The sequence below is a fragment of the Prevotella sp. CAG:255 genome (assembly GCF_000431195.1).
Classification (GTDB): Bacteria; Bacteroidota; Bacteroidia; order Bacteroidales; family Bacteroidaceae; genus Prevotella; species Prevotella rara.
Genome location: NZ_HF986805.1, coordinates 1 through 10,436 on the forward strand (window position 1 = coordinate 1; position 10,436 = coordinate 10,436).

A 10,436-nucleotide genomic window follows, 5' to 3' on the forward strand; every position below is an offset into this window, starting at 1 on the left:
TAACAACAAACTATGCACTTAGTTGCGGAATTAAGGAATAACATGTTCAATCTGTGTTTTAATAGCAATCACTTTATATTTTCTAAGAAAAAAAACAAAACTAAGAAGATATCTTGTTATTGTTCTGGGATTAACACTCGTCATAACATTATGTGATCAGATATCAGCTTCTGTTATAAAGCCATATGTATGCCGTTTAAGACCATCACACACCATTGGCGTATGCGAATTTTTACATTACGTATATGGTTACAAAGGAGGTCAATATGGATTTGTATCCAGCCATGCAGCCAATACATTAGGAGCCGCCGCATTTTTATCTTACATAATTAAAAACAAAAGAATTACAATTTATCTGTTTACATGGGCTTTTATCGTTTGCTATTCTAGAATATATTTAGGGGTGCATTATTTGGGCGATGTAATATGTGGTGGTATTCTAGGCGCTGCGATAGGATATACAACAGCTTTCGCTATAAACAGCATTATCATTAGATACATCACATGGAAACATCTTCGTTCATATAAAGCCCAATTAAGATAAAAACGCTGAAATAAACATTATATATTATTTTAGCACTGCCGACAAAGGTATTTTATATTGCATAGAAAAAATTAGGAATAAATATCGCTTTAAATAAGTTTTATTTTTAATTTTGCAATTCAATATTATGTTAGGGCTTGCAATTATGCTTCACACGATAATATGTGAGGCATATTTTAATGTATTGCTCATAAAATCAGAAATATGAATAAACAGGAAAAAAAATTATTATTAATTCTAATGGTGATATGCGTGATATCACTTATCTCATTCATCGGTTTATCATTATTTAATACTCGTGGCGAACCGCGTGAGGCTATAGTATCATTGTCTATGCTAAAATACGGCAACTGGATATTACCAATAAACAACGGAATAGACATTGCATATAAACCGCCATTGCTACACTGGTTTATAGCGTTATTATCATATATTTACGGAGAAGTTACTACGTTCACCGCACGTATGCCTTCAGCCCTATCATTAATAGCAATGATTGCTGCTGGATATGTATTCTTTGCCAAGCGCAAAGATGCAACAACAGCTTTCATTGCCGGCATAATTACACTCACCTGCTTTGAAGTACATAGAGCAGGAACATCATGCCGTGTTGACATGCTGCTGAGTTCGCTTATAGTTATCGCCCTATATCAGCTGCACAAATGGGGCGAAAAAGGAATGAAAGGTTTTCCGCTATGGGGTGTATTAGCAATGAGTGGTGCCTTCCTGACCAAAGGGCCTATTGGCATATTATTACCATGCCTTGTGGAGTTTGTATATCTACTTATACGTGGAACAAAGCCCGCAAAACTTATTTTTACTTTCATATTGATTGGTCTATCTGCATGTATACTTCCATCTTTATGGTACATTGCTGCATATAGGCAAGGCGGAGACAAATTTTTAGAATTAGTTTATGAAGAAAATGTCCTACGTTTTCTTGGCAAGATGTCATATTCTTCACACGAGAAACCTGCATATTATAATTTAATAACAGTAATTGCCGGATATGTCCCCTACACTCTTCTTGTAATTATATCGCTTTTTGCTATTAAATATAAGTCGTTTGATTTTGGAATAAACCAATGGTGGAAAAAACTTCGCAATCGAATTAAAACAATGGATTCAGCACATTTATTTTCACTATTGAGCATAGTTATTATTTTCGTATTCTATTGCATTCCGAAAAGCAAACGTAGCGTTTACCTTTTACCGATATATCCGTTCATTGCCTTTTTCTTAGCAGAATATATAATATACTTATCCCATAAACATAAAATTGTCTTAAAGGTTTTTGGAAATATCATGGCAGGAATATCAATTCTGCTAGTGATTTGTTTTTTTGCTGTAAGAATCAACATTATACCTGAAAGCATTTTTTCAGGCAAACATGCAGTAGAAAACATAAATATGATGAGAGACTTGGCCACTACAGAATTGAATTTTATGTCTATAATAATATTGGCAATCCCTATCATAGCTTCTATTATATTTTGGCGTATTAAGAATCAGAGCCCTTACAAATTAGTGTTATCCACATTAGGAATTGTTTGGGGAATCTTCATTTCTCTAGACGGATTCTATCAACCTGTAATACTTAGTTCTAAGTCAGACTACAATGTTGCCATGCAAATAAAAAAGATTGTACCAAGTGGCAGAATATATTCATATAGAACAGACATTGTTGTTGGAGACCGTATGCACCCGTTCACAATAAACTTTTATCTTGGCGACCGTGTTGTGCCGTTTGACTGTTTCAACCCTTCATATGGTTACCTTATTGCAGGAAATGATGACATTGAAACTTTCAAAAAAACATACCCCAATTATAGAGTAGAAGAAATTCGTGATTTTAAACATCGCAGCTGTGATGATAAAAAATGGTTGCACTTTTATAAATTCTACAACAACGAAACAAATAAACAGAATTACAAATCAATATAACAATAAAAATAAACCTGAACAATGAACCTTTTAATAGTTGTACCATGCTATAATGAAGAGGAAATGCTGCCGGAAACCACTAAACAATTAACTGCAGTAATAGATAAAATGGTGCATGACAGAAGCATCAGCACCGGCAGGATCTTGTATATTGATGATGGAAGCAAAGACAACACATGGAAACTGATAGAAAAATATGCCTCAGAAAGCAACAAAGTATGCGGCTTAAAACTATCTCGAAATTCAGGACACCAATTCGCCCTTACTGCAGGACTTGAATGGGCTTCTGAAAATGCGGATGCAGCAATATCAATTGATGCAGACCTGCAAGATGACGTCAATGCAATATATGACATGGTCAAATGTTTTAATGATGGTAAAGACATCGTTTACGGAGTAAGACGTGAACGCAAGACGGACACGTTTTTCAAACGCAATACAGCACTTTTATTTTACAAGCTCATGAATAAGTTAGGCGGTAGGATAATCTATAACCATGCAGACTTCAGACTGATGAGCCGTAGGGCCCTTAAATCATTAATGGATTATCCCGAGCGTAATCTGTTTTTACGTGGAATGGTCGCTTCATTAGGATATCCGTCAGATACAGTTTATTATGACAGAAAAGAAAGAATGGCTGGTGTATCTAAATATCCATTAAAGAAAATGATCAGCTTTGCCCTAGACGGAATAACATCCTTCTCAATAAAACCTTTACACTATATTACTTACCTTGGTGTTGTATTCATATTGATTTCTATAGCCGTAATTATATATGCACTGATATCATATTTCGACAGAGATGCAATTCAAGGTTGGACATCTCTTCTTATATCTGTATGGTTCATTGGCGGGTGTATACTTATCGCATGCGGGGTCATTGGTGAATATGTTGGAAAAATCTACATTGAGACAAAAAGAAGACCATTATATTTTATAGAAAAGACCGCAGGCATTTCGAATAAATAAAAGCATAGCTATCATATAAAGACTCCCCGGATTTAAATGTTTAAATCCGGGGAGTCTTTATATGGTAAATCTTATAGTAACAAGATTATTATTTTGTAACATGGAACCAATCAGCCTCTAACCATCCTCTATTAGCCTTACCAGCAGGTTCTGCTGCTACAAAACCAATTTTAGCTCCAATCCATTTGCCTTCACGCATCTTGAAACTTTCGCCTACTTTCTTATATTTTTTTCCGTCTAAGCTATATGCAAAATTACAGATGCCCTCATTAACCATCATACGGAGATAAATATCTTCGTGAATGGCTGGTTGATAATCAATCTTATCAACTTCAGTAGGCTTAAGCTTGGCAATGATATTAACTTTTTCCGGCTTTCCTTTATCAGCTTTTAAGCAAGTAATCTGCTGAAGTTCAAATTCATCCCCAACTCTTTTTACAACAATAGCAGAATAGTCGAGTCCCATCATAATCAGACCTCCAAACTGGTTCTGATCTTTAGCAGTTACACGTACTTTAGCTGTTGCTGTAAATTTATCAGCGGGAGTTTTCTGAAGCAGCAAATTCGGCACTTCCCATAAGTTCACGAAGTTCTCGCTTAACTTATGATTATAGACTCTAAAAGTACCAAATGAAGTAGGCATACCAAAGAACTGATTATAATTTGCATGCCACTGCCATTGTTTACCCAAGAGAGGCTGATTAAACTCATCGCTTTCAACAGGATTTTGAATAGGCCAAGCTTTAGATGTTTTTGGCTTACGGTAAGTTTTAACAGGATCACCGCAATAATCACCATCTTTATCTATTCCCATAACAGGCCAATTATCTCTCCATTCAACCGGCTGCAAATGCACTACACGTCCATAACAGCCCTTATCTTGAAAATGCAAAAACCAATCTTCACCAAATGCGGTATGAACCCACGCTCCTTGATGAGGGCCATTGACATCACTCTTTCCTTGGGCTAATACTTTTTTGCACTCATAAGGACCAAATGGATTCTTAGATCTCATAGCAAGCTGGAATCCTGTAGGTACTCCACCTGCTGGGCACATAATCCAATACCATCCATCCCTCTTATAAAACTTTGGACCTTCACAAGTTCGGTTCTCCGTTCCATTACCATCAAAAACAATAACAGGATCACCGATAGCCTTTGTTCCATCAGCAGATAATTCACGCACTACTATTACAGATGCGAAACGTGATCTACTATTTGCATAAGCACTTACAAGATAGCATCGCCCGTCCTCATCCCATAGTGGTGTACTGTCAATATTGCCAGGTCCCGGAATAACGCAAACTGGCTTCTCCCACTCTCCGGCAGGATTCTTTGTTTTTACCATGAACACGCCATAATCAGGATCACCCCAGTAAATATAAAATTCTCCATTATGATACCTGATACTAGGAGCCCATACGCCATTACCGTGAGAAGGCATATTGTAAACGCTTGCCGGCTCAATATCCTTCAAAGCATGTCCTATTATTTCCCAATTAACCAAATCCTTTGAGTGAAGTATTGGCAAACCTGGAGTACAGTTGAAAGAACTTGCAGTAAGATAATAATCTTCACCTACGACGCATACATCAGGATCGCTATAATCCGCATTGATAACAGGGTTTGTATAAGTGCCGTCGCCATTATCAGGACACCAAACCTCAGAACGGTATTGTCCATATGAAGCTAATGGAACAAAAAGCAATGACAAAAAGAATGTTTTTTTCATGTGTTCAAGTAAATTAATTTTATATTAATAATTAAACGATATCCTATATGACTTTCACAAAACTTTTTCCTATTGAATCAAAACGCAATAAATAATTTACATCGTGCACAATATGCATAAATTCTACAGATGTGTCATTAGTTTTTCTTACTGAATTTGCCACATGCCCCATTGTACGACGCAAATTAATCTCAATACAAGGATTCAACAAAAAGCCGTTGGCACCACCAGAAACAATCATCATGTCAACACCAAACGGACCTTGATATGAACCTGAAAGATATGATGAAAAAACTTTTATAATATTTTCTCTGATACGTGTCAGCATTTCCTCCGACACATATTTTGAGAGTAATTCCATTTTATATGATTCCGATGCTATGACATTACCCGTATATGACACACCATCTGTATTAAACAAAGATAAGCCACAATAACTAATATGCCCATCACCATGAGAATAAAACTCCATGGCAAAATCTTTCACCTTATTATAATACGGCTCAACACAAAGTCCTCCTTGACGATTTATAATGTTTTTAATCCATCCTAATTTAGAAGGGCAGACTTCCTTTTCCGAAAGATATTTAACGCCACGTCCACTACTACTCCACGGCGCTTTAACAACGACTTGTCCATATTTTTCAACCAAGTTAAAAATATCTTCAAGATGAGTAACATAAAAACTTTCACCACACGTCATATCCTCTATACCAGCTCTAATCAATTTCAATAAAGCGGATGTATGACTGCGATTTGAAAAATGTTTTACATCAGTCAGAATGCGATCATCAACGACATCACACAAATCTTTTCCGTTAATTATTATCCCTGACTTAGAAAGCATTGAACGTAGGCTTAAGTCCCATCCCCATGGGTCTATAGATGAAAAATCCGCGGCTTTCAAATCATCAATAGTAACAAAAACGACATCTGCATGACACCTGTGGGTCTTTGCTAAAGCTTTAAGTGCATAAGGAACATCATCAACAAGAACGCAATCACCATCATTTGCCCATAGTGCAGGAATATATCCCAAGTTCATTTTGAACTCCTGAATTGCGTGCGGCAGGGTTATGCTTTCTGTCCCATATGCTAAAGCAATGTCATGCTCTGGATTAAAAATATGTAACTTCACAAAAAACAATTATTGATTTTGGTGCAAAAATAATAAAAAAAAATGAGTTTTTGCAATGTATGGTTTGCAATTATAGAATAAAATATTATCTTTGCAAAAGAAAACAAATTAAAAAAGAATGGAAGCTTTCTTTCGTACCCATACTTATTTGGTAGAACACACAAACGCCCCCGTTCGCCGCATGCTGATGGACGAGATAAACTGGGACGAGAGGATGATTGGCATAAAAGGTACAAGAGGTGTTGGCAAAACTACTTTTCTTTTACAATATGCAAAAGAAAACTTCGCACCTAATGACCGTAAATGTCTTTATGTCAACATGAATAACTTCTATTTTCAGGGAAGAGGCATTGCAGACTTTGCCGGTGAGTTTTACAAAAATGGTGGAAACGTACTGCTAATTGACCAAATCTTCAAAGAACCAAATTGGAGTAAAGAGCTACGTCTCTGCTACGAAAAGTATCCACAACTAAAAATTATATTTACAGGTAGCAGCGTTATGCACCTAAAAGAAGAAAATCCAGAACTTAATGGTATTGTAAAAAGCTACAACCTTAGGGGCTTTTCTTTAAGAGAATATATAAATCTTGTTGCAGGAACAAACTTTAGGCCGTATACCTTAGATGAAGTATTACGCGACCATGAACATATAACTCGCCACATCTTACCTGAAGTTTCACCTGGAAAATATTTAAAGGAGTATCTTCACCATGGATTCTATCCATTTTTTCTTGAGCACAGAAATTTCTCCGAGAATTTGCTCAAGACAATGAATATGATGACAGAAGTTGATATACTACTGATTAAGCAGATTGAGCTCAAATATCTCACAAAGATAAAAAAACTATTTTATCAGCTTGCAGTTGACGGTCCCAAGGCACCAAACATAAGTCAACTGGCAATTGATATAGAGACAAGCAGAGCCACGGTTATGAACTACATAAAGTACCTTGCGGAAGCACGGCTGATTAACATAATATATCCTGTCGGTCAGGAATTTCCCAAAAAGCCAGGAAAGATAATGATGCATAACCCGAACCTTATTTACGCAATATATCCTATTAGAGTAGAGGAACAAGATGTTATGGAAACATTCTTTGTTAACTCTATGTGGAAAGATCACAAGATAAATCAGAGCAATAAAGATAACTGTTACACAGTAGACGAAAATAAGGAGTTCAGAATCTGTGACGCTACAGGAAATGCAAAAATCAGAATGAATCCAGACACTATTTATGCCCGCTACAACACAGAAATCGGCAAAGGAAATCAGATACCATTATGGCTATTGGGATTTCTATATTAAAAGAAGAAATATTTTATTATATAATTAAGAAGGTATATAGATACACTAACATTTAATATTTTATTAAAAATGGCTAAAGAAAAAAAGTTTATCACTTGTGATGGTAACGAAGCTGCTGCTCACATAAGCTATATGTTTAGCGAAGTTGCAGCAATTTATCCTATCACACCATCTTCACCGATGGCAGAACACGTTGACGAATGGGCTGCAAAAGGCCGTAAAAACCTTTTCGGACAGACTGTTTCTGTACAGGAAATGCAGTCTGAAGGTGGAGCTGCCGGAGCCGTTCATGGTTCACTTCAGGCAGGCGCCCTCACTACAACATTCACAGCGTCTCAGGGCTTGCTGCTCATGATTCCTAACATGTACAAAATTGCCGGAGAACTTCTGCCATGCGTTTTTGACGTATCTGCACGTTCATTGGCATCAAATTCATTGTGTATCTTTGGTGATCATCAAGACGTTATGGCTTGTCGCCAGACAGGTTTCGCAATGTTCTGCGAGGGATCTGTACAGGAAGTTATGGACCTTACAGCCGTAGCTCACCTGGCATCACTTAAAACATGCGTACCATTCCTTAACTTCTTCGATGGTTTCCGCACATCTCACGAGTATCACAAGATAGAACTTCTTGAGCAGGAAGATATCGCTCCGCTGCTTGACATGGAAGACGTTAAACGTTTCCGCGACCGTGCGCTTACACCTGAGCGTCCTGTAACACGTGGTACAGCAGAGAATCCTGAAACATTCTTCACACACCGTGAATCTTGCAACAGCTATTATGACAAAGTACCTGAAGTTGTTGAGCATTACCTCGGTGAAATCAGCAAGATTACAGGTCGTGAATACCACCTCTTCTCATATTATGGTGCAGACGATGCTGACAGAATCATAATCCTTATGGGTTCTGCAACAGAGGCAGCACGCGAAGCAATCGACCACCTCAATGCAAATGGCGAGAAAGTTGGTATGATTTCTGTTCATCTCTATCGTCCATTCTCTGTTAAACACCTGCTCGCTTCTGTACCTAAGACAGTTAAACGTATTGCAGTTCTTGACAGAACAAAAGAACCAGGAGCTGAAGGCGAACCTCTGTATCTTGATGTTAAGAGCGCTTACTATGATGTTGAAGACAGACCTCTCATCGTTGGCGGACGTTATGGACTAGGTTCTAACGATACAACTCCTGCTACAATCATATCAGTATTCAACAATCTGAAACTTAACGAACCTAAGAATCATTTTACAGTAGGTATTGTTGATGATGTTACATTCACATCACTTCCTCAGGTTGAAGAAATGGCTCTTGGCGGCGAAGGAATGTTCGAGGCTAAATTCTTTGGTTTAGGTGCAGACGGTACTGTTGGTGCAAACAAGAACTCAGTTAAGATTATTGGTGATAATACCAACAAACACTGTCAGGCATACTTCTCTTATGACTCAAAGAAATCAGGAGGTTTCACATGTTCACACCTGCGTTTCGGTGATTCACCAATCCGTAGCACATATCTCGTAAATACACCTAACTTCGTAGCATGCCACGTTCAGGCTTACTTACATATGTACGATGTTACACGTGGTTTGCAGAAGAACGGTACATTCTTGCTGAACACAATATTCGATGGCGAAGAGCTTGTAAACTTCATACCTAATAAGGTTAAACGCTATTTCGCTCAGAACAATATTACAGTTTACTATATTAATGCAACTAAGATTGCACAAGAAATTGGCTTGGGCAACCGTACAAACACTATTCTTCAGAGTGCATTCTTCCGTATAACAGGTGTTATTCCTGTTGACTTGGCCGTTGAGCAGATGAAGAAATTCATCGTTAAGTCTTACGGAAAGAAGGGACAGGATGTTGTTGACAAGAACTATGCTGCAGTTGATCGCGGTGGCGAATACAAACAGCTTATAGTTGATGCAGCATGGGCAAATCTTGAAGACGATGCTATAGTAGAAGACAACGCTCCTGCATTCGTAAAAGAACTTGTTCGTCCTATCAACGCTCAGGCTGGAGACTTGCTGAAAGTTTCAGACTTCATCAACCATGACACTGTTGACGGTACATGGCAGAATGGCACATCAGCTTATGAAAAGCGCGGTGTTGAAGCCTTTGTTCCTGTATGGAATTCTGAAAACTGTATCCAGTGTAACAAGTGTGCATATGTTTGTCCTCACGCTGCAATCCGTCCGTTTGTTCTGACAGACGAAGAGCTTAAGGGCTTTGACGACACAACTCTCGAGATGAAGGCTCCTGCAGCAATGAAGGGTATGCACTTCGTTATAAAGGCAAGTGTTATGGATTGTCTTGGATGTGGTAACTGTGCAGATGTTTGTCCTGGAAATCCGAAGAAGGGTAAGGCTCTTACAATGGTTCCATTCGCAGGAAATGATGTTGAGGCTGCTCGTTGGGATTATCTGGTTAACAAAGTTTCAAGCAAACAGGATCTTGTAGACATCAAGTCAAACGTTAAGAACTCTCAGTTTGCTAAACCTCTGTTTGAGTTCTCTGGAGCTTGCTCTGGTTGCGGTGAGACACCTTACGTTAAACTGATTTCTCAGCTCTTCGGTGACCGTGAAATGATTGCTAACGCAACAGGTTGTTCTTCTATCTACTCTGCATCTATACCTTCTACTCCTTATTGCAAGAATGAAAAGGGACAGGGTCCTGCATTCGACAACTCGCTGTTCGAGGACTTCTGCGAGTTCGGTATGGGTATGGTACTTGGTAACAAGAAGATGAAAGAACGTGTAACAGTTCTTCTGAACGAAGCTATTTCCAAAGAGGATACTCCTGCTG

At 38.0% G+C, this 10,436-nt stretch carries 7 protein-coding genes; 5 read left to right on the forward strand and 2 right to left on the reverse strand.

What is annotated here, in order from left to right; translation table 11 throughout:
* The first annotated feature begins 61 nt into the window (after positions 1-61).
* The 3 genes from QVO66_RS13645 (at position 62) to QVO66_RS06140 (ending at position 3,457) form a co-directional block, all read left to right on the forward strand.
* Positions 62-544, forward strand: coding sequence for a phosphatase PAP2 family protein (locus QVO66_RS13645; protein ID WP_369678043.1), 483 nt, complete (start codon positions 62-64; stop codon positions 542-544).
* A 204-nt stretch (positions 545-748) separates the two neighbouring features.
* Positions 749-2,488 (forward strand): ArnT family glycosyltransferase, encoded by a 1,740-nt coding sequence (locus QVO66_RS06135; RefSeq protein WP_021854556.1) that lies wholly within the window; start codon positions 749-751, stop codon positions 2,486-2,488.
* Between the two features lie 21 nt (positions 2,489-2,509).
* The gene (locus QVO66_RS06140) at positions 2,510-3,457 is read left to right on the forward strand and encodes a glycosyltransferase family 2 protein (RefSeq protein WP_021854557.1); all 948 of its coding nucleotides are present in this window, start codon (positions 2,510-2,512) and stop codon (positions 3,455-3,457) included.
* 88 nt (positions 3,458-3,545) lie between these two features.
* On the opposite strand, the gene QVO66_RS06145 is transcribed toward QVO66_RS06140, so the two are convergent.
* Positions 3,546-5,189 carry a glycoside hydrolase family 43 protein gene (locus tag QVO66_RS06145; protein ID WP_021854558.1) on the reverse strand — a complete coding sequence of 548 codons (1,644 nt, stop codon included), beginning with the start codon at positions 5,187-5,189 and terminating at the stop codon, positions 3,546-3,548.
* A 43-nt stretch (positions 5,190-5,232) separates the two neighbouring features.
* Entirely contained in the window at positions 5,233-6,327 is a 1,095-nt protein-coding gene (locus QVO66_RS06150; RefSeq protein WP_021854559.1) for a hypothetical protein, read from the reverse strand.
* A gap of 118 nt (positions 6,328-6,445) precedes the next feature.
* On the opposite strand from QVO66_RS06150, the gene QVO66_RS06155 reads away from it, so the two are divergent.
* Entirely contained in the window at positions 6,446-7,633 is a 1,188-nt protein-coding gene (locus tag QVO66_RS06155) for an ATP-binding protein (protein WP_021854560.1), read from the forward strand.
* Between the two features lie 69 nt (positions 7,634-7,702).
* Positions 7,703-10,436, forward strand: a 2,734-nt coding sequence (gene nifJ, locus QVO66_RS06160; protein WP_288172678.1) for a pyruvate:ferredoxin (flavodoxin) oxidoreductase, incomplete at its 3' end; no start/stop codon positions are given.

Excerpts from the sequence above, each read along its gene's own strand:
- QVO66_RS06145 (WP_021854558.1), bottom strand. The coding sequence starts at position 5,189 with ATGAAAAAAACATTCTTTTTGTCATTGCTTTTTGTTCCATTAGCTTCA.
- QVO66_RS06140 (WP_021854557.1), top strand. The coding sequence starts at position 2,510 with ATGAACCTTTTAATAGTTGTACCATGCTATAATGAAGAGGAAATGCTG.
- QVO66_RS06155 (WP_021854560.1), top strand. The coding sequence starts at position 6,446 with ATGGAAGCTTTCTTTCGTACCCATACTTATTTGGTAGAACACACAAAC.
- QVO66_RS06135 (WP_021854556.1), top strand. The coding sequence starts at position 749 with ATGAATAAACAGGAAAAAAAATTATTATTAATTCTAATGGTGATATGC.